General features: G+C 56.6%; 20 protein-coding genes, 1 tRNA gene and 1 pseudogene. 14 read left to right on the forward strand and 8 right to left on the reverse strand.

The window, feature by feature from the left end; translation table 11 throughout:
* Together SIB38_RS03745 and mnmD are read right to left on the reverse strand one after the other, a co-directional pair.
* A complete protein-coding gene (locus SIB38_RS03745) occupies positions 1–867 on the reverse strand; it encodes a DMT family transporter (RefSeq protein ID WP_412551433.1) in 867 nt (288 codons plus the stop codon).
* Positions 864–1541, reverse strand: a complete 678-nt coding sequence (gene mnmD, locus SIB38_RS03750; RefSeq protein ID WP_412551434.1) for a tRNA (5-methylaminomethyl-2-thiouridine)(34)-methyltransferase MnmD — start codon at positions 1539–1541, stop codon at positions 864–866. The genes SIB38_RS03745 and mnmD overlap by 4 nt, the downstream gene beginning before the upstream one ends.
* Before the next feature lie 50 nt (positions 1542–1591).
* Between mnmD and SIB38_RS03755 the strand changes: the two genes are divergently transcribed.
* Entirely contained in the window at positions 1592–2632 is a 1041-nt protein-coding gene (locus SIB38_RS03755; RefSeq protein WP_412552020.1) for an NAD(P)/FAD-dependent oxidoreductase, read from the forward strand.
* On the opposite strand, the gene SIB38_RS03760 is transcribed toward SIB38_RS03755, so the two are convergent.
* The 3 genes from SIB38_RS03760 to SIB38_RS03770 all read right to left on the reverse strand — a co-directional run bounded on the left by SIB38_RS03760 (position 2629) and on the right by SIB38_RS03770 (position 4898).
* The gene (locus SIB38_RS03760) at positions 2629–3183 is read right to left on the reverse strand and encodes an NADPH-dependent FMN reductase (protein ID WP_412551435.1); all 555 of its coding nucleotides are present in this window, start codon (positions 3181–3183) and stop codon (positions 2629–2631) included. The two genes, SIB38_RS03755 and SIB38_RS03760, sit on opposite strands and share 4 nt — an antisense overlap.
* A gap of 97 nt (positions 3184–3280) precedes the next feature.
* Positions 3281–3934 carry an OmpA family protein gene (locus SIB38_RS03765; RefSeq protein WP_412551436.1) on the reverse strand — a complete coding sequence of 218 codons (654 nt, stop codon included), beginning with the start codon at positions 3932–3934 and terminating at the stop codon, positions 3281–3283.
* 118 nt (positions 3935–4052) lie between these two features.
* Positions 4053–4898, reverse strand: coding sequence for a methylated-DNA--[protein]-cysteine S-methyltransferase (locus tag SIB38_RS03770; RefSeq protein ID WP_412551437.1), 846 nt, complete (start codon positions 4896–4898; stop codon positions 4053–4055).
* Positions 4899–5013: 115 nt separating this feature from the next.
* On the opposite strand from SIB38_RS03770, the gene SIB38_RS03775 reads away from it, so the two are divergent.
* From SIB38_RS03775 to SIB38_RS03785, 3 genes are all read left to right on the forward strand, one after another.
* Positions 5014–5562 (forward strand): TetR/AcrR family transcriptional regulator, encoded by a 549-nt coding sequence (locus SIB38_RS03775; protein ID WP_412551438.1) that lies wholly within the window; start codon positions 5014–5016, stop codon positions 5560–5562.
* Entirely contained in the window at positions 5559–6401 is an 843-nt protein-coding gene (locus tag SIB38_RS03780) for a sterol desaturase family protein (protein WP_412551439.1), read from the forward strand. The genes SIB38_RS03775 and SIB38_RS03780 overlap by 4 nt, the downstream gene beginning before the upstream one ends.
* Before the next feature lie 96 nt (positions 6402–6497).
* Entirely contained in the window at positions 6498–7277 is a 780-nt protein-coding gene (locus tag SIB38_RS03785) for an ion transporter (RefSeq protein WP_412551440.1), read from the forward strand.
* Between the two features lie 15 nt (positions 7278–7292).
* On the opposite strand, the gene SIB38_RS03790 is transcribed toward SIB38_RS03785, so the two are convergent.
* Entirely contained in the window at positions 7293–9014 is a 1722-nt protein-coding gene (locus SIB38_RS03790; RefSeq protein WP_412551441.1) for an amidohydrolase, read from the reverse strand.
* 140 nt (positions 9015–9154) lie between these two features.
* Positions 9155–10135, reverse strand: coding sequence for a complex I NDUFA9 subunit family protein (locus tag SIB38_RS03795; protein WP_412551442.1), 981 nt, complete (start codon positions 10133–10135; stop codon positions 9155–9157).
* A 223-nt stretch (positions 10136–10358) separates the two neighbouring features.
* Here SIB38_RS03795 and SIB38_RS03800 point away from each other — a divergent pair.
* Positions 10359–10445 (forward strand) — tRNA-Leu (locus SIB38_RS03800).
* A 248-nt stretch (positions 10446–10693) separates the two neighbouring features.
* Positions 10694–11450, forward strand: a pseudogene (locus SIB38_RS03805) (IS5 family transposase).
* 121 nt (positions 11451–11571) lie between these two features.
* Here SIB38_RS03805 and SIB38_RS03810 read toward each other — a convergent pair.
* A complete protein-coding gene (locus SIB38_RS03810; RefSeq protein ID WP_412551443.1) occupies positions 11572–12300 on the reverse strand; it encodes a hypothetical protein in 729 nt (242 codons plus the stop codon).
* Positions 12301–12611: 311 nt separating this feature from the next.
* On the opposite strand from SIB38_RS03810, the gene SIB38_RS03815 reads away from it, so the two are divergent.
* The 8 genes from SIB38_RS03815 to SIB38_RS03850 all read left to right on the forward strand — a co-directional run bounded on the left by SIB38_RS03815 (position 12612) and on the right by SIB38_RS03850 (position 21541).
* Positions 12612–13109, forward strand: a complete 498-nt coding sequence (locus SIB38_RS03815) for a hypothetical protein (protein WP_412551444.1) — start codon at positions 12612–12614, stop codon at positions 13107–13109.
* Between the two features lie 263 nt (positions 13110–13372).
* A complete protein-coding gene (locus tag SIB38_RS03820; protein ID WP_412551445.1) occupies positions 13373–14989 on the forward strand; it encodes a toxin-activating lysine-acyltransferase in 1617 nt (538 codons plus the stop codon).
* 235 nt (positions 14990–15224) lie between these two features.
* Positions 15225–16199 (forward strand): hypothetical protein, encoded by a 975-nt coding sequence (locus SIB38_RS03825; protein WP_412551446.1) that lies wholly within the window; start codon positions 15225–15227, stop codon positions 16197–16199.
* Between the two features lie 109 nt (positions 16200–16308).
* Entirely contained in the window at positions 16309–17136 is an 828-nt protein-coding gene (locus tag SIB38_RS03830) for a DUF4344 domain-containing metallopeptidase (protein WP_412551447.1), read from the forward strand.
* A gap of 31 nt (positions 17137–17167) precedes the next feature.
* Positions 17168–17866, forward strand: a complete 699-nt coding sequence (locus SIB38_RS03835; protein WP_412551448.1) for a TIGR02466 family protein — start codon at positions 17168–17170, stop codon at positions 17864–17866.
* 95 nt (positions 17867–17961) lie between these two features.
* Positions 17962–19704, forward strand: coding sequence for an ATP-binding cassette domain-containing protein (locus SIB38_RS03840; protein WP_412551449.1), 1743 nt, complete (start codon positions 17962–17964; stop codon positions 19702–19704).
* On the forward strand, positions 19701–20984 hold the full coding sequence (locus tag SIB38_RS03845; RefSeq protein WP_412551450.1) for an HlyD family type I secretion periplasmic adaptor subunit: 1284 nt from the start codon (positions 19701–19703) through the stop codon (positions 20982–20984). Before SIB38_RS03840 ends, SIB38_RS03845 begins: the two co-directional genes overlap by 4 nt.
* Before the next feature lie 185 nt (positions 20985–21169).
* Positions 21170–21541 (forward strand): IS110 family transposase, encoded by a 372-nt coding sequence (locus SIB38_RS03850; RefSeq protein ID WP_412551451.1) that lies wholly within the window; start codon positions 21170–21172, stop codon positions 21539–21541.
* Positions 21542–21569: the final 28 nt, after the last annotated feature.

The following is a 21569-nucleotide window of genomic DNA, read 5'->3' on the forward strand; positions in this document are numbered from 1 at the left end:
TCATGCAGATTGACGTTCTCGCCACCACGTGAACAACCCGGCGGCCAGCACAATGCCCGCGCCAATGGCGACGTTCATGCGTAGGGTTTCGCCAAAGGCGGCCATGCCAAGCGCGGCGGCAAAAGGCAGTTGCAGGTAGGCAAAGGGCTGCACGGCGCTGGCCTCGGCGACCTCATAGGTGCGGATCAGCAACCAGTGGCCAAAAACCCCGGTGCAACAGAGCGTTCCCATCCAGATCCAGTCGCGGCCCGAAATGGGTTCCCAGAAAAACAGGCCAATGGCGGTCATGACGATGCAGCCGATCACGCCGGTGTAGAAAAAGCTGGTCTGGCCAGTGTCACCGCGGGCGACGTAGCGGGTCATCAGGCCGTAGACGGCAAACATCAGTGCGCCAACAAGTGGCACAATGGCGGCAGGGCTGAAGACGCCGGAGCCGGGTTGCAGGATGATCAGCACGCCAACCGCGCCGACGCCAATGGCGGCCCAGCGGCGCCAGCCAACGCGCTCGCCCAAAACGGGGCCGGAGAGCGCGGCGATGATCAGCGGATAGCAGATAAAAATCGCGTGGCTTTCGGTCAGCCCCAGCAGGGTGAAAGCCACCACGGTCACACAGATTTCCAGCGCCAACAGCGCGCCACGGCCAATTTGCAGCAGCGGAAATTTGGTGCGAGCCACGGCTTTGAGGCCGCCGGGTTGGCGGGCGGACAGCGCAATGACAAACAGCGCAAAGAACCAGTAACGGATCATCACCACAAGGTAGGTGTTGTACTCGCTTGCCAAGTGGCGGGAGATGCCATCTTGCAGCGCAAAGACCAGCGTGGTGAGCGACATCAAGAGGATGCCGAGGCGGTTGTTGGGCTGTGTCATGGCGTGGGTTTTTCACATTGGGTCATGTGGCGTTTGCGGCCAAAGCCCGGGGTGCGGGTGACGCTGAAGCCTGCGGCCTCCAGATTGCGGCGTACAAAGCCCGCGGCGGTGTAGGTTGCGGCGGTGCCACCTGCTTTGGTGTGTGCGCCGACTTGGGCCATTAAGTCTGCGTCCCAGAGTTCGGGATTTTTGGCAGGCGAGAAGCCGTCCAGAAACCAGGCGTCCGCCTCAAAGCTTTGCGCCTTAAGTGTTTCACGTGCGTCGCCAATCACCACGCGGGCGTGGAGGCCGTCCAGGGTGGTAAGGGTTGGGTCTTCGGCATAAGCTGTGACCAAGCGGGTGGCGTAGGCGCTTAGTTCCGGGAAGGCGGCGAGTGCTTTCTGCATCTCCTCGGCGCTCATCGGGAAGGCTTCAAAGGATGTGAATGACAGCGGCGTGGTTTGGCCACTCTCTTCCCAAGCCTTCCAGACCGTCAACAAGTTGAGACCTGTGCCAAATCCTAGCTCGGCAATGTGAAAGCCGGGAGTAAAGCGGGCGGGCAACAGGTTGCCGTCCAGAAACACATGGCGGGTTTCGGCCAGCCCGTTGTCGAGGCTGAAATACGGGTCATCAAACCGGGTAGACACCGGGATGACGTTGTCTCGCCAATCGAGATCCGCGTGCTGGTCGCTCATGTCGCTTTGCCTTATGGAGGTGACGGCGCATTTGACCACAAATGAAGGGATTGGCAATGGTGGACGTGACCGTGATGGGAGCGGGAGCTTTTGGGCTTTCCGTGGCGTGGGCCTGTGCCAAACGTGGGGCCAAGGTGCGGGTGATTGATCCCGGTGGCGTGGGCGCGGGCAGCAGCGGCGGATTGGTCGGCGCATTGGCACCGCACACGCCGGAAAATTGGAACGTGAAAAAGGCGTTTCAGTTTGAGAGTCTGATCATGGCAGAAGGCTGGTGGGCTGAGGTTGAGGCGGCTGGTAGGGTGAGCGCAGGCTACGGGCGCACGGGGCGTATTCAGCCGGTGAAAGACGAACGCGCTTTGGAGCTGGCCCAGGCGCGAGCGGAAAGCGCCAAGGAGCTCTGGCAAGGCAAGGCGCAGTGGCAGGTTGTGGCGCGGGACAGCCTTGGTGATTGGGCGCCGGAAAGCCCAACGGGCTGGCTGATCCACGACACCTTGAGCGGGCGCATGTTTCCTCGGCGCGCCTGTGCCTCACTGGCGGCTGCGTTGCGCGCCAAGGACTGCGAAATTGTTGAGGAAGGCGCGCAGCGTGGAAAGGTGATCTGGGCCACAGGCTGGCAAGGTTTGCTCGATTTGTCTGAGGACATGGGCAAACCAGTGGGCAATGGCGTCAAGGGACAAGCGGCGTTACTGCGGCTGGATCAATCCTCTGCACCACAATTGTTTGCCGATGCTGTGCATATTGTCCCTCACGCCGATGGAACTGTGGCGATCGGTTCTACAAGCGAGCGAGAATTTGACGATCCTTCAAGCACGGATGCTCAGCTTGATGATGTGCTGGCGCGGGCCTATGCGGCGGTGCCTGCCTTGAAAGGTGCGGAGGTCATCGAACGTTGGGCGGGCGTGCGCCCCCGTGCCAAAAGCCGTGCCCCGATGTTAGGCAAACACCCGACCAAGGATGGCGCATTCATTGCCAATGGCGGGTTCAAGATTGGCTTTGGCATGGGACCAAAAGCGGGCGAGGTGATGGCCGATCTGGTGCTGGAAGGGCGGGACGAAATACCGGAGGCCTTCCGTCCCGAAGCCTCGCTTTAGGGTTTATTGGATGCCTGCACTACGTCCGCTTTCAGTGCATCCATGAGTGTCGTCACGGAGGTCGTATAGCGCTCGCTCACGAACTGGCCGTTGTCGTCAAAAGCGTTGCCGCTGTCGGCGATGCCCACTTCTGGGGCCAGGGTGATGCGGGGACGAAACGCCACAAGGCAGCTGCGCAGCATGGTCTGGGCCCGCACACCCCCAGCACGACCTGCGGCCGCGCTCATCAAGGCGGTGGGTTTGCCAACCATGGGTTTTTCCCAATGGCGGCTGATCCAATCCAGCGCGTTTTTCAACACGCCGGTGACCGCGCCATTGTATTCTGGGGTGGAGATCAGCACCGCGTCGGCCTCGGCAATCTGCTGTACCAACAGTTTCACTTCTTCGGGGATGCCGCTGTTGCTTTCGAGATCGCCGTCATAGAGCGGGAGGTTCAGATTGGCCTCAACGTAGCTGTCCGCGCCATAGAGCCGGGCGGCTTCGCGCAGCAGTTTGCTGTTGGTGGAGTCCGCGCGTAGCGCGCCAGAAATTCCGAGCAGTTTGTGAGGCATAGACCAATCTCCTTGTTCGCGTGCCCATTACGTAAGGAAAAAGGCGCCGCAATCAAGCGACGCCTTTCAAACACTGGTTGTGCGATTCTGCGTTGCCTTAAGCGGCGGTGGGCAGGATCACAATTTCCACACGACGGTTCTGGCGGCGTCCGTCTTCGTCGAGGTTGGAGGCAATGGGCTGATCCTCGCCCCGGCCAATGGTGTCGACCCGGCTGACCGGCACGCCATTGGTGAGCAGCACATCGGCCACCGCATTGGCGCGGCGCTCAGACAGGGTCTGGTTGTGGCTGGCGGAACCGGTGTTGTCGGTGTGGCCCAGAATTTGCACTGTGCTGTCTGGGTATTTCTCCAGGCTGGTCGCAACCTTCGCAAGATCGTCCTGCAGGCTGGCGTTCACAGAGTAGCTGTCGACGTCAAACAGGATGTCCTGCGGCAGCGTCAGGATGAGGCGATCACCTGTGTTTTCGATGCGTACGTCGTCATCCAGTTGGGCCCGCAGTTCGGCCTCTTGCTTGTCGAGCACGTTGCCGATGATGGCGCCAGCCCCCGCGCCAAGGGCGGCACCCATCAACGCGTCGCCATCGGTCACGGCGGCGATGCCCGCACCAGCCAAGGCGCCAATCAGCGCGCCGTTTTTGGTCTTGCGATATTGGTCACGATCCGCGCCGGATCCGGCCACATAGGCGGGATCGGTACAGGCCGTCAGGCCCAGCAAAGCGACGGCGCTCAGGGAAAGGGGAAGTGTCTTCATCTCGTTGCCTCAAGTATGTATCGCCGTTTGTCGGCTTTTGCGGCTTGTATACTTGGTTTTGCGGCCTGCCCCAAGCAAAGAGACGGGCGGTATCGGCAAATTGATGCCTAATGTGCGTTTAAGCTTCCGCGCGGGCGGACTCGTACGCCAGCAGGGCGCGTTTCACTGGCAGGCCCCAGTGATAGCCGCCAAGTCCGCCGGACTTGCGCATGGCGCGGTGGCAGGGGATCAGCCAACTGACCGGGTTGCGACCTACAGCTGTGCCGACAGCGCGCACGGCGCGGGGATTGCCAATGCTGCGGGCGATTTCGGCATAGGTGGTAACTTCGCCTGATGGAATGCGCATGAGGGCTTCCCAAACTTTGATCTGCAGCGCGGAGCCGATCATGTAGACCGGCACTTTGTCATGGTCGGCCTGTTCCGCTTGGTAGGCGGCAAGCACCCAGGGGCGCAAAAACATCGGATCTTCGACAAAATTGGCATTGGGCCAGCGGGAGAAGAGATCTTCCATGGTGGCCTCTGCGCCGGTTTCGGCTGCAAAGCCAATGCCACAAATGCCTTTTTCTGTACCCGTGACCAGCGAGAGGCCAAAGGGGCTGTCAAACCAGCCCCAATAGATGGTCAGCCCCTCGCCGCGTTTGGCGTAGTCGCCGGGGCTCATGGCTTCCCAGCGCAAGAAGAGGTCATGCAGCCGGCCGGAGCCTGACAGCCCCACCGAATTGGCCGTGTCCAAAGTGGTGAAGTGGTCGTGCAGCAGAACCTTGGCGTGGCCCAAGGTCAGATATTGTTGGAATCTTTTGGGGGAGACGCCTGCCCAGCGTGTGAACAGGCGCTGGAAGTGGGCAGGACTCATGCCCATGGCTTTGGACAGCTCTTCGAGGGACATGTTTTCACCGCCCTGATCGATCAGTTCAATTGCGCGGCGCATGACGTTGTAGTGATAGCCTTCGGTCATGTCATTCATCGGTCGCACTCCTGTCTTGAGCGTATCCTAGATGGCAGGTGGGGGTGCGGCGACCCGAAAATTGCGCAAAGGGTGCCCCTTGACTTCGCGTGAAAAAATGAGACATCTATGTCTCATGTTGAAAAAATCAGAAGCCAAAATCATTGAGGCGGGATTCTCCGTCTTCTCCGCAAATCCCACAGCCACATTGGCGGATGTCGCCAAAGAAGCGGGTGTGGGGCGTGCGACATTGCATCGCCATTACGCCGGCCGCGAGGACCTCATGGCCGCGTTGGCCATAGTGGCCATGCGGGAACTGGATGAGGCCATTGAGGCCGCCACCGAGGACTCGCCCAACTATACCGAAGCGTTGCGCCAGAGTTTGGAGGCGATCATCCCACTGGCCGACCGGCAGATGTTCCTGGCCAACGAGCCGTTAGATCATGTGCCGGAGGTTCTGGAAGCCTACACGCAACAACTGGAGGAAACCGCAGAGGCCGTTGACGCGGCGAAAGAGGAAGGTGGGTTTGATGCCGATGTGCCAACCGCCTGGATCGTGCAGGCGATTGAAACGCTGACCTATGCCGCCTGGACTGTGGTGCGGGATGGCGATGCTACGCCTGAGGAGGCTGCGGCGCTGGCCTGGCGCACGTTGCAGTCGGGTTTAACGGGAGGAGCAAAATGATACCGGAGCAGTTTATCGGATTGGCCGAGCAGGTGGACGAGGTGTTCTTTCTGATCGGGGTGGCGATCTTGGTGATCGAGATTGCAGAAGCCTGGTTCAAAGGGTCTTTGAAGGGCAAAACCTGGCTTGAGATGTTGGCGAGTGCGTCGACACAGGTGCCTTATCTGTTGCTGGAAGCAACAATGATGACGGCGCTCTATTTTGGGCTCTACGTCTTTAGCGAAACCGTGGTGCGCTGGCATGTGCCAACCACATTGCCGTGGATTGTTCTGGCCGTGGTGATTGCTGATCTGACCTACTATTGGGAGCATCGGATTGCGCACCGGGTGCGGATCCTTTGGACGCAGCACGCGGTGCATCACTCCAGTCGAGATTATAACATTGTAACGGCGGTGCGTTTTGGTCCGCTGGAAAGCCTGTGGTCCTTCACTGCACATATTCCCATGATATTTGTTGGGTTCAGCCCAGATGTGGTTTTGGGATCGGTGATCCTTGTGCAGGCCTATCAGACCTGGTTGCACACCGAGTTGATAGGCAAGTTGGGGCCGCTGGAGTGGGTGTTGAACACGCCGAGCCATCACCGGGTGCACCATGGGTGTGACAACAAATATCTGGACAAGAACTACGGGGGCATCCTGATCATCTGGGACCGGCTGTTTGGCAGCTTTCAAGTGGAGGAAGAGCGTCCGCGCTATGGGTTGACCACTGATTTTGACAGTCAGAATCCGGTCAAGGTTTGGTTCTCAGAACTGCCTGGACTGTGGCGCGACATCAAACGTGCCAAGACCGGACGAGAGCTGTGGGGGCGGCTGTTTGGACCGCCGGGCTGGAAACCATAAATCTATTGAAACGAGGGGGTGGGTTGCGAAGACCCGCCCCCGTCACCTATGTAGCGCGCAACCGATGTTGAAACGTGCAATTTTGAGATCCCATCCATGAGCCTACGCGACAAAATCGGGGCGTTTATTGACCGCCCTGCCTTTCGCAACGCCATCCTCGGCGTGATCCTGTTCAATGCCATCATCCTTGGCATGGAAACCTCCAAGCCGCTGATGGACGCCGTTGGCCCTCTTCTGATCACTTTGGATGGTCTGTGCCTAGCGATTTTTGTGGGAGAGATTGTTGCCAAACTTTATGTGCAACGTGGCCAGTTTTTTCGAGACGGCTGGAACCTATTTGATTTCATCATTGTAGCTGTGGCTCTAGTACCTGCGGCCCAAGGTCTATCGGTGCTGCGGGCGTTGCGGATCTTGCGCCTGTTGCGGGTGGTATCAGTGGCACCCTCGTTGCGTCGCGTCATCGAAGGGTTGCTCAACGCCTTGCCCGGCATGGGCTCTGTCTTCTTGCTCATGGCGCTGATCTTCTACATCGGCGCGGTGATGGCGTCCAAATTGTTTGGCGCCGCCTTCCCGACTTGGTTTGGCACCCTTGGCAAATCCGGCTATTCGCTGTTCCAGATCATGACGTTGGAAAGCTGGTCCATGGGCATCGTGCGTCCGGTGATGGAGGTCTACCCCTACGCGTGGATGTTCTTTGTGCCGTTCATTCTGCTGACCACCTTTGTGGTGCTCAATCTTGTTGTCGGTCTGGTGGTGAACTCCATGCAGGACGCGCACCATGTGGAAGCCGAGGCAGAGACCGGCAACTACCGCGATGAGGTGCTGAGCCGGCTTGATAAATTGGAAGAGATGTTGCGGGACGCCAACAAGCGCTGACGTCCCTTAGGCGGCTTAGAAGCTGACTTTGACGTTGCCCTCATAGATCATCTCGCCTTCAAACCAGGTTTGGTTGACCACCGCGCCGTGGATTTGGTTGAGCGGGATGTCAAACAGATTGCGGTCCAGCACAATAAAGTTGGCGCGTTTGCCGGGGCGGATGGAGCCGATTTCCTCCTCCATGAACATCGCATAGGCCCCACCCATGGTGTAGGCCTTGATCGCTTGCTCCAGCGAGATATGGCTGTCGGTGCCCAAAAGCACGCCATTGGGGCCGTCTCCGGGCGCGCGGCGTGTGACCAGCGTTTCGAGGTTTGTCCATGGATCGGCCTGCGCCTGATTCCAATCAGATCCAATAGCCACATTCACTCCAGACCGCAGGATCGGGCCAATGCGCAAGACGGTTTGCAGCATCTCCGGGCCCAGATCGGCCTCTGCCGCGTCGATGATTGGGCGCGGAAACCAGAAGGACGGGGAAAACTCCATCACCACATTGCCGTACTTCATCCGGTCGATGTCGGCGGTGTCGATGATCACATTGTGCGCCACGTGATTGCGCAGGGCACGCACCTTTTCCACACCGTTCTGCTGCATCGAAAGCTCGGTGCCCTCAAGAACAATTTCCGTGCCGCGATCCCCGGTGGAGTGCACCATCACGCCAAAACCACGGGCGTTATAGTCAACAATTTTCCGGCGCAGTTTTTCCGGCGGGGTCATGGGTAGGCCGTTGTAGTCGGTGCCCGGATAAGTCTCTTTGATCAGCATGGTGCGGCCAAAGGGAACGCCATCTGCAAACAGCTTCACACCATCGATGCGCACATGGTCGGTCTCATACTGTTCCGGGTTCTCAAACAAGGCTTCGTTGGAGTAGAGGCGGTAAAAATCGACCTCATAGGGTGTCATTGAGACCTGCATTTTCAGCAGGCCTTCTTCGTCCATACGTTTGAGCCCGTTGACCCAGTTCTCGTCTCCCTGCGCCACTTTGATGCCGGTGATGCCCATCGAGGACAGGCGCGGCATCACATCGGTGGCCGCCTGATAGAGGTCGTCTTCGGCATAATTGGGGGAGTGTTTGAACACTTCCTGCATGGCCGTTTCATAGAGCAGCCCATTGATCGCACCGTCCTCCGTGCGGCCAAAATAGCCGCCTACTGGATCGAGGGTGTCGTTGGTAATGCCTGCCATCTCCAAGGCTTTGCTGTTGGCAATGGCGATGTGGCCTGTCTCATCCTCGATCACCACGGGGCGGTCGGGCACAATCGCGTCGAGATAGGCAGAATTCAGTGGTGTTTCGGTGAAGGTGCTCCAAGAGAAGGCCGCGCCAATGATCCAGGGTTTGTCTGGAACGGAGGCGGCATAGGTTTTGATCTTGGCGTCAAACTGTTCCGGCGTCACGGGAACGGCGGCAGAGGTGGAGAAGTCTACGTTTTCGATCAGTTGGGAGCGCAAAGGGTGTATGTGGGCGTCAATCATGCCCGGCATGGCGAAGCGGCCGCCCAGATCGACCACCTTGGTGTCTGGCCCTTTTAGGGCGGCAATCGTATCGGCGTCGCCGACTTTCACAAAGCGCCCGTCGATGATTGCGGTGGCTTCGGCCCAGGGTTGGCCTTCTTCAACGGTATAGATTTTTGCGTTGGTGATGATGGTGTCGGCGATTTGGGCCATCGCAGGCATGGCGGTCAAAGTGCAGGACACCAGTGTTACAAAGGGCAGGGGGCGGATCATGGCTAAACTCACACTCAAATGCTCAAATAGATGCGGATTTTGTGGCAATGCTGCTGAAGCATTTCAATAGGCAGAAAGCGCAGAAGAGATTTGGACACAAAAAAGCCGCCGAGGATGTGGTCTTCGGCGGCATTTTTGGGAAACGAACCCGGTCACATTTTGAGGTTACGGGCTGAGTCCTTGATCGCATCATATTGGCCTGAAGGGCGGAAACGCCAAAGATAGTCAGGCATGATCGCTTCTGGTGCGAGGGGCTTGATGCCAAGCGCGTCAAAGCCTTGAGCATCGTCGCTGACCACGTTGTCTTTCTTAAGCATCTTGAGCTGGTCTTTGGTGATCACAGAGTTGTGGAACAGACCAAAAGTCAGCGCCTGCAGAAGGCCAAATCCAGTGGCCATCAGGCCGCCGACAAAAAATGGCAGGTTGGCGACCAGCTTACGGCGGTGGATAACCTTCAGCATCTCAGAGACCCAGCCGCGCAGGCTGTCGACCTCTGGGCCGCCCAGTTCAAAGGTGCCCGACGCCTCACCTTTGATGCCCTTCACGGCTGCTTGCGCCACGTCATCCACATAAACCGGCTGGAACTTGGTCTCGCCGCCCACAAGTGGCAGCACCGGGCCGAGGCGGGACATAGACGCGAAGCGGTTGAAGAACTCGTCGTCCTGACCAAAGATCACCGAGGGCCGCAGGATCATGGCATTGGGCATGTGTTGCAGTACGCCCTCTTCGCCCAGGGCTTTGGATTGGGCATATTCGCTGTCGCTGTCTTTGTCGGCGCCGATGGCAGAGATATGCACCATGCTCTCGACACCTTCGGCGGCGGCGATGCGGGCAATGCGCTCGGCCCCTTCGTGCTGCACAGCATCAAAGGTGTTTTTGCCACGGTCTGACAGGATGCCCACGCAGTTCACCACAGCGTCAGAGCCTTGCATGACCGCCTTTACGGAGGCGTCATCGCGGATGTTGCAGAAGACAGGCTCCACCTGGCCCACCGAGCCGTAAGGCTTCACAAACATTGCTTCATTGGGGCGACGTACCGCGACCCGTACAAGCCAGCCTTCTTTTGCCATGCGACGGGCGATGTGACGTCCGACAAAGCCGGAACCGCCAAAGATGGTGACAAGTTTGGACATGGGTTGCCTCCAAGGTAGACCATTTAGAAATGGGATAGCGCCGACGGCGTTTCGGAACAAGCAACAAAGGCGCGACCGCGACAAGAAACCCCTGTGTTTTTTGTGGAATTTGACGGGGCTTGGGGCCGTCTTCATTTGCGCAGGGGAGAAAAAACAAAAAAGGTTCTAGAATCGCGTTGACACCCCCCCCGGCTAGGCTTAAACGCCTGTCTCATCAACCCGTGCCCAGATGGCGGAATTGGTAGACGCGCTAGCTTCAGGTGCTAGTGTCCGTATGGACGTGGAGGTTCGAGTCCTCTTCTGGGCACCACTTTTTCGATAGAATTACTATTTTTCAAATACTTGCGGTGTTGCGGCTATTTTGTTCCCCTAATACTCCCCATTTTTGTTGGGATTGCTTGAAGCAAGTCGGGGCAGGAAAAGCACTCTAAAGTCAAGGTTGCTCACTCGTCGCCTGCTCCAAGGATTCGTCAAAGGTTATTTGACAATGCACTAGGGTCAGGACCCATTGATTTCCGTCTAATGGCATGATTCACGGTTTGAAAACGAGCGGTGAACATGTCTGATCTTTTCTGGTTGACGGACGCGCAGATGGCGCGTCTTGAGCCCTTCTTTCCTAAATCCCACGGCAAACCACGCGTCGATGATCGACGTGTCTTGAGCGGGATATCTTTATTAATCGCAATGGGTTGCGGTGGCGCGATGCACCTGCGGAGTACGGGCCGCACAAGACGCTGTACAACCGTTGGAAGCGTTGGAGCGACAAAGGTATCTTCGCGCAGATGATGGTAGGTCTGGCTGCCGAACACGGCGAAGAGAGGGCTGTGATGATTGACGCCACCTACCTCAAGGCTCACCGAACCGCGACCAGTTTGGGCGTCAAAAAGGGGGGCGAGGACGCCTGATTGGCCGAACCAAGGGCGGTATGAATACCAAGCTGCACGCCATCTGCGACAGCCGGGGACGCCCTCTCAACCTGTTCGTTACAGCCGGGCAAGTCAGCGACTACATCGGCGCGCGGGCATTGGTGAGCAGATTGCCCAAAGTGGACTGGCTGCTTGGAGATCGGGGTTATGACGCCGATTGGTTCCGAGAAGCGTTGAAAGACAAAGGGATACGCGCTTGCATCCCTGGTCGAAAGCGGCGCAAAAAGACTGTAAAGTACGATAAGCGCCGCTACAAACGGCGCAACCAGATCGAAATCATGTTCGGCAGGTTGAAGGATTGGCGGCGTGTCGCAACTCGATACGACAGATGCCCGAAGGTCTTCCTGTCCGCCATCGCCCTCGCAGCTCTCGTTATTTACTGGCTATGAGTCCTGACCCTAGCAAGTAAAGAGTTCCTATGGTCTCGCCTTGGGTCGTCGCTGGTAGAAAAACTTCGCCAAATAACTGGGCCCTGACCGCCAAGGTGAGAGTCCAGAGTCAGCGCGTGCTTCACAAATCAAATGTTGAGTCCGACACAAGTGGAATTGGCTCATCGAAGACCCAAAGCGAAGAATTAGACGCAATGTAGTTATCAGCGTTGGCTACGTCTTCGATCATCCCTATCTCCATTGAATCGGATTGAGGTTGAATTGACATGGGCGCAAAAACAAACTTCTCGGCGCTTAGCGTGCCTTGCTGTTCAGCCACCGGCACCGGAAAAAGATCTGGGTCGAGAGTGAAAGTGCGGGAGTACACTTCGGAGTCCTGTCCACTCTGGTGGTTTCCGTCCCAGGTGACCACGAAGCTGCCATTGGTGAGGACGGCAACAGAGACGTTGTCTGGATTGCCCAATGCGTATTCGTTCACGAGAATGGGGTCGCCGTGAGGCTGCCTCTGCGCATCGACCACTTGGGCAAACACACCGTTGCGTATTCCATCTTCGTGCCAAACCGCCACGTAGCCTCCGCCTGGTAGGCCCGCTACTTCAATGTCCTGTGGCTTGGCGTTGTTAGGAAGCGTTTCATCTGCTGCCAGCTCAACTGGCGCACCTACGGCGTTCCCGGAGGCATCAAACATCTGGGCGGAGAGATCGCTGGCGCTTTGCCTTGCGACAACTACAAACCCGTCGGTCGCGAGTTCAGCCACTTCTAGGTAACCGAAGCCTTGCAAATTGTCAGTATCGACAGTGTTAGGGGAGCCAATGGCGGCGCCGTTATCTGCGTAGAGCTGATTTACCAATCCAGTCCCGTTATTCCAGATTGCAACCGAACCACCACCTTCGAGAGTGGAAACACTGAAAGTTGCTGTACTGGCGTAAGCGTCTGACGTCTGACGCTTACACCCAGAGCTAATTGTCCGGTTTTAGATCTGTTCATGCAATGATTTTGTTGAAAGAGAACTGTCATTTTTTTGACACTAGAAAATGTAATACTTGACTTAAATGCTCCCCTAGGTAGAATTAGCGTATTGTAAATATATGAGTCAGGGCTATTCATGTTTACTGTGGCGACTTGCCTGGCGCTACACAGGCTACCAGCAACTGAAGTATTTTGTTTACTCAAAGATTGCAGGCAGGCGTCGTCGCATCGTCCCGTAAGGGATCACTCAATTGTATCGTTGAAGGACGAGTTATTGGTTGTGGTTATGTAAGTTATTTATATGTTTTTTTTAATGGTTATATTGTGATTGTTATTTTCCCAAAGATAGTTTGGATTTCAGATCCAGAGTTACTGCCAGAAAATGGGCCTCTAAGTTTACACCCAGAAGACAGTGAGGAGGTCGTGTTGTATGCCGGGTTTGGCGGGACATCCTCAGATTTCCTGGCGCTGGCCCACGAGTATGGGCACACGCTCCAGATCCTACAATCGAATAGTGTATTTATCCCTAAGATTGATCGAGAAGTCGCAGCATTCTTGGCAGAACACATTTTTCTGGCGTGCTTGCGATCAATTGATAGCCACTCGCACAAGTCAATCCGGCGAATTTGGCAGGCTGAAACGAAGAAATATGAGGGCTGCGCTGGCGAGGGTCGGGTGCTGCAATTATGAGTGGCATGCTGCAGATCAGCGTGGCTACATGGTGTCGTGCGAACTCCGTCGAGCCGTCTGAATTGCTCAGGCTACTCGCAGAGAAAGACACAATCAGAGCGGCCTACTTATGCGAAAGTGGCAGCGTGGGGGTGACATCAAACCCCGCACCAAAGGCGCAGTCCGCTGCGTTTCGCGAGATCGTTTTGCCAGCGTTGTTACGGGCATTCGAACCGCCTCAATCTGTTTGCGTCCATATTCTAAAAACAAAGCAGTTGTCACTCATGGACGGCCAGCCTTGTACCATCGACGACGGACCCGAGTGCCCGCCGCGCATCCTTTTGCGCTGGCGCGGTACAGCAGATGACCTAATGTGCCTGGCCCATGAGGCGGGGCACGCCCTTCAAGTCGTGTGGTCTGATCATGCGATCACGCCCCCACTGCTTCGGGAGACCTGTGCCTTTCTGTCAGAAATTGCAGTGTTACGATGGGCGCTGTGCCATTGTTCGGAGTTGCACCGGGCCCTGGTCGATGTCTGGGAGCGGGAGAATGCACGCTATTTCGGGAGCGACATGGAGGTGTTGCGGGCCGATTTATTGCAGCCTGAGCGTGCTCACACCTATCGGCACAACTACCCACTGGCTCGGCTAGCCGCGCTGCGATTGGCAAGCGATTGGGACACCGCGCGCCTCTGTTCCGTTTTTGCAGACAGCGTTGGGGGCACGGAATGCCTGCGATCAGCGCTCGGCCTCGAAGCACCGCAGCGGCTGCCCTGTCCCGAGCGTATTTGGTCTGAAACAGAGGATTTTCTGGGAAGGCTGCTGTCCGCGCCTGCATACAGTCTGAATGCTGACATAGACGCAATGATTGTAGATTTGACGCCGGGTGTGGCTCCGCGGGTTGTGTCGCGTGGTCCATCAGCCCCTCTTGTGCGATTTGGCAGCGCGGGCACGCCAGAGGCATCCATTGTCTGCGCAGGCGTCATGGCAGAGGCCAGCGCTTTGCCGCGAGCTCAAGGCGCTGCGGAGGCACCTTTGTCTGCAGCACTTGGCCGCGCATTGACCCGAGGGCCACATTTTGAGGCAGCCCCAACAATTGCAAAATGCCTTGGAAGTCTTGCGCCCGCGGCGCTTGCCGAAGTCCTTTGTGGCGCTGTCTCGCCCGATTGGGTGGATCGAACGGCGCGGATAGGCGTCATCACGGTGGACGGACAGCTGAGTAATCCGTATAACACGTTAGCATCAGAGTGGATTTATTGGCGCAGCATTGGCGCTTTGGCCTTGGGGGCAATCAGGCGCGGCGATGCGCGTGGAGATCTGCGTCCCGACGCCTTTCTAAATGCCATCCACGACGAGGCTAAGAAGCCTGCATTGGTGGCAAACGTTCCACTGGCGAAGGCCGACGCGCTGACCGCGCTTGGGCTCATGATCGCACAACTTGCGCGCGCGCCTTACCATCAACAGTTTTCTTTACGGACATATCTGCCAATTGACATTCTGCCCCCGCTTCAGTGTGGACAGGCTCAGGTCTTTATAGACTCTAACACTGACCCGGTTGGCGCGGTGACGTGGGCCTGGATCTCGGACATGGCCGAAAGCCGACTGCACCAAACCGGACACGCCTTGGCGGAAGGCGATTGGTCCGGTGGCGACAGGCTCTTTTTTAATGACTGGCTTGCGGCACCAGACGCAATGCGTCCGATTGTAAGGTACATGACGCAGGATGTTTTTCCTAGTGAGACGGCGACGAGCCTACGTCGAAATCTCGATGGCAGCGTAAGACGCATCAACCGCTGGACCGGCTCTGCCGTCCGCGCTGGCGTAAACAAACCGATCGTGCCCAACCCAAAGACTAGCTGTGTTCCCACGCACCGCACCCTTCAGAAGTGTGGAGTCGAGTGATGTGCCGACAAAGCCAAGACATGACCACGCCGTTGCAAGACCAGGCGCAGTGTCCGCGTCAGAGGCTGCAGACTGACAACAAGATCCCGAGCTGCCCGACGGGCGCCTCGGCATGCGCGAAGCTGACAACATGTCGCTCTGCGATCTTTCACCCTACGGAACAAGCACATGCGGTTCCAGTGCAGAGCGGTGTGAAGGTTGCCGTCTGTAAATCAAAATCTAAGGAATCGCACAAATGACAAAGATCATTCAATCCCAAATCTCCGGTCATGACATGGACCTCGAACAGCTGATCCGTGAAGCGCTTGAAGCTCATATCAGCTTCGGAGGCGGAGGCGGTGGCGGCGGCGGCGGCGGCAACGAGGGTAACGAGGGCGACGAGGGTAACGAAAACAACGAGGGCGACGAGGGTAACGAGGGTAACGAAAACAACGAGGGCGACGAGGGTAACGAGAACAACGAGGGCGACGAGGGTAACGAGGGTAACGAAAACAACGAGGGCGACGAGGGTAACGAGGGTAACGAAAACAACGAGGGTAACGAGGGTAACGAAAACAACGAGGGTAACGAGGGTAACGAAAACAACGAGGGTAACGAGGGTAACGAAAACAACGAGGGCGACGAGAACGACGAAGGCGATGAAGGTAACGAGGGCGATGAAACGGACGAATGGGGCCTAGAGTCTATTCATGGCACGGATGAAGGCAACGAGGGCGACGAGGGAGACGAAAACAACGAGGACGACGAAGGCAATGAAGGCAACGAAGGTAATGAAAACGATCGGCCGGGTTTAGGCAACGAAGGCAATGAGAATAACGAAGGTGATGAGGGCAATGAAGACAATGAGGGCGATGAAGGCGACGAGCAAAATGAAGGTGACGAAGGCAGGGAGTTTGATGAGGGCGATGAAAACAACGAGGGTAATGAAAACGATGAGAATGACGAGGGCGATGAACACAATGAGGGCAACGAGGGTAACGAGGACGACACTGTAGATGGTGACGAAAACGACGAAGGCAACGAGAACGACGAGGGCAATGAGAACAATGAAGGGAACGAGCACAATGAAGGCGATGAGGGCGACGAGTCTAACGAAGGTAACGAAGGAAATGAGGGTGATGAGAATGACGAAAATGATGAGGGTAATGAGGGCGATGAGGGCGATGGCACTTCAGACGACAACGAAGGTCACGAGGTGACTGGACCATAAAGTTTACCCAACAAATGACAGGTTTGGCCCCTTGTCCCGGGGGGCCTCTCCGCCTGCCTCCGCAAAAGCTCTATCTGCAGAATGAAATGACTAGAAAAAAGGACTGCGCGTGAAAAGCCTACCTGACCCAACACGTATCGAAACGATCTTAAGAAAACAAAGGCATCTGGTAAGGCGCCGTCCTCGTTGTAGGCTCGGGTTTTCATTGCTTGCTGCGCTATTTGGATGGAGCACGTCCTCTCTTGCGGAGAATATCTCGGTGTTCGCCGAAAACGTAACCACGCACGTTCTTTATCACGAACTGGCCCATGCCATTATCCGAGAGTTCGAGCTGCCCGTCCTTGCCAACGAAGAGGCCATGGCGGACACCTTTGCGACAATTTACATCACTGGATTGCTGCGCGACAGAGCCGCGGAAATTGTCACAGATCGCGTGCAATCGTGGCTCTTTGAAGATGCCGAAGTTTCTCCGGACACCTACGATTTCAAAGGGGAACACCTCCTGGACATTCGCCGCGCTTATCAAGCCGGGTGCCTGTTTTACGGTCTTGATCCAGCTGAGTTCGTGGAGGAAGTGGCCTTTCTCGAGCTCTCGCAGCGTGATCTTTCCGATTGCTCTGACACAGCGCCAGATCAGGAAGCTGGCTGGGCCCGGACCCTGGCGCCGCATCTGTTGCCGGACGGTGAGCGATCAAACAAGGTCGAGATCATTTTCGGTGAAGGCCCCCTGAAAGACGCAATGGTTGCTTCAGGCCTGATGCAATCTTTTGCCGACAACGTGGCGCGCTTTGACTGGCCCCAGCAGATCACACTGCATTTCGACCATTGCGATCAAGGCGCATATTGGAGCCGCGCCAACCGCAAAATCTTGCTCTGCGACGACTACGTCCAGCGCTTCATCGCTCAGGGCCGCGCTCTTGGCGTGACAAACCCATAACGAAGACAAGTATTCAATAGGAGCCAATGATATGAATATTCAAAAACCGACCACAACAGGCGAAACCTTTGATCACGTGGTGCTGCCGCCAAAGGTCGAAGTGACGGAGAACAAGTACTTTCCGACGCAAGTCTTTACCATGCAACTTGATGAGGAGACGGAAAAATCGTTCAATGCGCACCTGACTGAGCAGATCTATTCGGAGCGTGAACGCGATGCCGAAGGCATTCAACGGTCAAACTTTCGCGCTTTGGGCGGCTGGCACAGCCACAACAATCTTCACAAAGAAGTGGCCTATCAGCCGCTGGTTGGACTGATTGATTCGGTCTGCGAGACGATCAATGATGCAAATAGCTATCACAAGGCCACGCGGTTGAAGATCGGCACAATGTGGTCCATCATCAATCCTCCAGGAAGCTCAAACCGCGCCCATATCCACCCAGGATGCCTTTGGAGCGGTGTCTACTACGTTCAAACGCCTGAAAACAGCGGCAATATTGAGTTCATTGACCCACGCACAGAAAATCTTGTCAGCCAGCCACGCTACCAACCAAACAAGAAACGTCCCAAGTCCTGCTGGTCCAAGGTCAATTTCACACCCAAGGCCGGAAAGCTGATCATCTTCCCAAGCTGGCTGTACCATTCTGTTGCCCCTAACCTTTCCACCAAGAAAGGTTCCGCAGGCGAGCGGATCATCATCAGCTATAATCTAAACCAAACAAAGCCTTGATGCCTCCCAAGGCGGCGGCGGACATCAGCGCCTTCGTTGCCTGCAGGTTCGATGGCGACCTTAAAACCGATGTAAAGAGTTGAGGAGGACAGAACATGACTCAGAGTACCGAAGATGAAGCCATCATCCATTGGCGCGTTCTCTGGTCATCCAGCTGGCTGTTTGGCTGGGCTGTCCTTTTCAGTTTCTTTGTCGCCCTGTTGTCCTTGACGCTGCCCTTTTTCATGCTCCTTGTTTATGATCGGGTGCTGACGGCGCGTTCTCAAGAGACGCTGACCGCACTGGTCGTTCTGGCTTTGACCCTGATCGTTAGCCTGGGCTTTTTTGACTACGCGCGACGCCGATTGCTTGCCCGCTTTGGTGCGCGTTTGCAGGAGCGGCTTGAGACGCAACTGATCGCCCTACCGCCGCGCAATGCGACCCAAAGTACGAAAGATGCGCTTGGTTTGCGCGAGCTTGACCAATTGCGCGGCTTTGTGCACTCCGGTGACCTGCGCAACATCATTGACGTGTTGTGGCTGCCACTTTTTTTGTGCACGGTGTTTTTTCTCAACCGCTCTATTGGGTGGCTTGCCATCATCGGGCTCTTGCTCTTGACACTGATCCAGGGCCTTGGTTGGTTTCTGGGCTCTCATCGGCAGCGGGAAAAAGAGCGCGCCTCGGCAGATGTCAAAGCCGCCAATGCCACATTAAGCCGCGCAGGACGCTGGCTTGCAGGACAAGCGTTTGGCCCATCCGCAGAAGCCAGCCTGATCAGCAAACGAACCGCAGCCCGAGAAGCGTCTTTGCATGCTGCGGATCGCAGCAATGCGTTTGATGTTTCCCTGAGCATGGTCCGCTTGGCTTTCTCGATCCTCGTTTTGAGCATCGGGGCTAGTCTTGTGCTGGCCAACGCACTGACTGTCGGTGGCATGATTGCTTGCCTTGTCCTTATGAACAAGGTCTTCTTCCCCTACCTGGCCTTTCTTCGAGCGCTACCTAAACTGCGGGCAACGAAAAACGACTGGTCCGCTATCGGCGCCCGACTGGCGCAGCGCACAACCGCCAGCACGCCTCATGATATACGCGCAGCAAAGGCACCCCTGCTTGAATGGCGTAACGTGGCTATCGGAGGTGATCTTGATCTGGATAACGTCCTCGAAGGTGTCAATCTGACTGTGCATCCCGGCGAGATCATCGAAGTCACGGGTCCGAGCGGCGCTGGTAAATCGCTCTTCTGCGAAACGATGGTATGGGCACGACGCCCTGCACGTGGCCTTGTGTTGGGGCATGGCTACCGCTTTGGTAGCTTGCGTCCTGAGCAAATCAGCGCGCTTGTAGGGTATGTCCCCGAGACCCCTCTTTTTCTGAAGGCAAGCGTGGGTGAAAACATATCTCGCCTTGACGATGTCGGGCATTCCGACCGAACTGAGAAAGTGTCCCAGATCGCGGGGTTACACGCGCGCGTGGGACACTTGCCTAAAGCGTATGAGACGAAGATCGACGAGGTGGGCCACCCTTTGTCGCGTGGTGATCGTGATCGCCTTTCGCTTGCACGCGCGCTCTACAATGACCCAAAAGTGGTCGTGATCGACAACCCCTCAGAGATCTTGCTGACCTACTTCGATAGCGAAGGCGTCGAAGCGCTCACCGCGTTTCTCGCTGCGGGCGGCGCGCTTGTTCTGACAGCACGGCACCCCTTGCCCTTGGCATTACCAGCTCGGCGATTTGAAATCTCTGGCAATACGCTGGTACCTGCACGCAATACTAATGGCGCCAATGCCGGGCCCGCTCCCAAGGTCCGATCAGTACCACGCATCGTTCCGGAAGTTGGGCACCAGTCTGGAGTGCAGTTATGAAACGGGTGAGCGCCTACATGCCGTTGCGTCTCGGACTTCTAACGCTTGCTGGTGTGGTGAGTTTTCTGGGGTTTTGGGCTGCCCATACAGAGATTGCCGGGGCAGTGATCGCAAAGGGCCGTCTCATGCCCGTCGAGGCCGCGCATCTCGTCAGTCATCCGGACGGCGGCGTTGTTGCGCGCGTAGCAGTGCGATCAGGGCAACATGTTGCCGCTGGCGACGTATTGGTCACCCTCGATGGCAGTGCGCTCGCGATCGAACTGGACAGCGTGACCCTGCAATTGGCCGAGCTGCTGGCCCGCCAAGCCCGCTTGCAAGCCGAACGTGCCGGACTAACCGAATTGCCTAATCCAGTAGAGATTTACCGCCAGCTTCCCGGCCTCGAAGAACAGCGCGCCCTTCACGCCCAGACTTTGAAAAATGCTCGCATACGGCTCGCACGCGAAGTGTCCCAAGCCGAACAACGGGCCTTGCAAGTCGAACGTCAGATCACCGGCATTCAAGCGCATATAGAGGCGGTTCAGGCCGAACTCAGTATCACACGAACCGAACTTGAACGGCAAGAAGACCTGCACAAACGCGGCCTGATCGAGACTAGAACGCTAGCCGCCGAGCAGCGTGGGTTCCACCGCCAATCCGGCGAATTGGGCCGACTGCGTGCAGAAATTTCTGAACTGGAAGAAAAACTTGGCGAAACACGTCTGGCTGCTCTAACCACAGTGGATCAGGCCCGTTATCAGGCTCAGGCAGAGCTGGACAGGATCGCGCCGCAAATCCTAACGCTGATTGGTCGCCGCTCGGATCTGTTGCACAGTCAGAATCTTCTGGAGGTTCATGCCCCAATTTCGGGTCATGTTTACGACTTGCAAGTGAAAGGAGATGGCTTTGTTCTGCGCAAAGGGGCGCCAGTTCTGACCCTGATCCCGGACAATTCTGCGCTTCAAGCGCTTGTCAGGGTTCGGCCCAGTGATATTGATCAAGTTCATATCGCGCAAGAGACAGTTTTGCGTTTCAATGCCTACAACATTCGGACGCTACCCATGCTCTACGGCAAAATCGACGCTGTGGCGCCGGATGTAAGTCAGGATACCCTGACGCGAGAAACATATTACGACGTTAGTGTTTCGATCCATCAGGAGGACTTAGAAGGCGTTTTGAATAAGCCTGTGGTCAATGGCATGGAAGTCACAGCCTTCATCCAAACGGTCCCACAAACACCTCTGGAATATGTCTCCCGCCCCGTCGTGGACTACCTGACCCTTGCGTTCCGCGATCGCTAGAGCTTTTCGGTTTGAACTTGAATCGCTGAAAGCGGCGTCTGAGCCCCACCCGGTCATGCCGCCCAAAACACTGCAGTGGGACGACGATCACGAAAAAGCTTAGACCAGATGAACGTTTTTAGCAGCGGGTGTGGTGCCCGTGATTTTCTCGGCGAACATTGGATTGTTCGACGGAGGAAAAACAAATGAACAAGACGCTTTACGTGGGCCTTGACGTTCACAAGGATACGATTGCAGTGGCTGTTGCAGAGGACGGCAGAAATGGCGGGATGCGGTTTCATGGAACGGTCGTCAATTCGGCGGATGCCGTTTTACGGCTTACCAAAGCGCTGACAAACAATGTTCATACACAGTCATTCTGCTACGAAGCTGGCCCCTGCGGCTATGGACTCCACCGGCACCTCACTAAGCTCGGGTTTGAATGTGCGGTCGTGGCACCATCGATGATCCCGCGCAAAACCGGGGATCGGGTAAAGACGGATCGGCGCGATGCCGAGATGCTGGCGCGGCTCTGGCGGGCCGGTGAACTGACCCCGATCTGGACGCCTAATGAATAGCAAGAAGCGATACGCGATCTGATCCGGG

The sequence above is a fragment of the Shimia sp. MIT910701 genome, from assembly GCF_047126315.1.
GTDB lineage: Bacteria > Pseudomonadota > Alphaproteobacteria > Rhodobacterales > Rhodobacteraceae > Shimia.

Excerpts from the sequence above, each read along its gene's own strand:
- SIB38_RS03745 (WP_412551433.1), bottom strand. The coding sequence starts at position 867 with ATGACACAGCCCAACAACCGCCTCGGCATCCTCTTGATGTCGCTCACC.
- mnmD (WP_412551434.1), bottom strand. The coding sequence starts at position 1,541 with ATGAGCGACCAGCACGCGGATCTCGATTGGCGAGACAACGTCATCCCG.
- SIB38_RS03760 (WP_412551435.1), bottom strand. The coding sequence starts at position 3,183 with ATGCCTCACAAACTGCTCGGAATTTCTGGCGCGCTACGCGCGGACTCC.
- SIB38_RS03765 (WP_412551436.1), bottom strand. The coding sequence starts at position 3,934 with ATGAAGACACTTCCCCTTTCCCTGAGCGCCGTCGCTTTGCTGGGCCTG.
- SIB38_RS03770 (WP_412551437.1), bottom strand. The coding sequence starts at position 4,898 with ATGAATGACATGACCGAAGGCTATCACTACAACGTCATGCGCCGCGCA.
- SIB38_RS03775 (WP_412551438.1), top strand. The coding sequence starts at position 5,014 with ATGTTGAAAAAATCAGAAGCCAAAATCATTGAGGCGGGATTCTCCGTC.
- SIB38_RS03780 (WP_412551439.1), top strand. The coding sequence starts at position 5,559 with ATGATACCGGAGCAGTTTATCGGATTGGCCGAGCAGGTGGACGAGGTG.
- SIB38_RS03785 (WP_412551440.1), top strand. The coding sequence starts at position 6,498 with ATGAGCCTACGCGACAAAATCGGGGCGTTTATTGACCGCCCTGCCTTT.
- SIB38_RS03795 (WP_412551442.1), bottom strand. The coding sequence starts at position 10,135 with ATGTCCAAACTTGTCACCATCTTTGGCGGTTCCGGCTTTGTCGGACGT.
- SIB38_RS03820 (WP_412551445.1), top strand. The coding sequence starts at position 13,373 with ATGGACGGCCAGCCTTGTACCATCGACGACGGACCCGAGTGCCCGCCG.
- SIB38_RS03825 (WP_412551446.1), top strand. The coding sequence starts at position 15,225 with ATGACAAAGATCATTCAATCCCAAATCTCCGGTCATGACATGGACCTC.
- SIB38_RS03835 (WP_412551448.1), top strand. The coding sequence starts at position 17,168 with ATGAATATTCAAAAACCGACCACAACAGGCGAAACCTTTGATCACGTG.
- SIB38_RS03840 (WP_412551449.1), top strand. The coding sequence starts at position 17,962 with ATGACTCAGAGTACCGAAGATGAAGCCATCATCCATTGGCGCGTTCTC.
- SIB38_RS03845 (WP_412551450.1), top strand. The coding sequence starts at position 19,701 with ATGAAACGGGTGAGCGCCTACATGCCGTTGCGTCTCGGACTTCTAACG.
- SIB38_RS03850 (WP_412551451.1), top strand. The coding sequence starts at position 21,170 with ATGAACAAGACGCTTTACGTGGGCCTTGACGTTCACAAGGATACGATT.